This is a genomic window from Cyanobium sp. NIVA-CYA 375, assembly GCF_056108345.1.
The window spans coordinates 1-704 of sequence record NZ_JBSYHW010000332.1; the positions used below are offsets into that span (position 1 = coordinate 1).

General features: G+C 64.8%; 1 protein-coding gene. It reads right to left on the bottom strand.

Translation table 11 applies throughout. From position 1 onward, the window contains the following. The coding region (locus AC01FP_RS18410; protein ID WP_474482304.1) for a histidine kinase dimerization/phospho-acceptor domain-containing protein at positions 1-704 on the bottom strand (704 nt) is incomplete at both ends.

Here is a 704-nt window from a genome sequence, read left to right on the forward strand (position 1 = left end):
CTCGACCCGCACGGTCAGCACCACTTCGCCCGCCTCGGTGAACTTCACCGAGTTGCTCCGCAGATTCCGCAGCACCTGGCGCAGCCGCGTGACGTCGCCGTCGATGACGGGTGGCACATCGCCTTCAAAGAGGTAAGCGATGTCCAGACGTTTCTCGGCCGCACGCGGGCCGATCAGGTCCATCGCCGACTCCACACACTCGCGCAAGTCAAACGAATGGCGCTCGATGTCCATGCGCCCGGCTTCGATCTTGGAGCAGTCCAGGATGTCGTTGATGATGGTCAGCAGCGAATCGCCGCTGTCGCGGATGGTGGTGGCGAAGTCGCGCTGGTCTTCCGTCAGCGGTGTGTCCAGCAGCAACCCGCTCATGCCGATCACCGCGTTCATCGGCGTGCGAATCTCGTGGCTCATGGTCGCCAGGAAGGCGCTCTTGGCTTCGTTGGCGGCTTCGGCGGCGGTGCGCGCCTCCTGCGTCTCCCTGAACAAGCGTGCATTCTGGATGGCGATGACCACCTGGTCGGCGAAGGTGCGCAGCAGCGTCAGCTCACCCTCGTTGAAGCTGGCGGGGGCTTGTCTCGTCACATTGAGCAGCCCGAGCGCCTGGCCTTCCCAGATCAGCGGCGTCGAGACGATGCCGTAGCTGCCCCATGCGTCGATGGTGCTGCGGATCGGGTGCGTGGCGTCGTAGAGGTGCTCCACGTCGG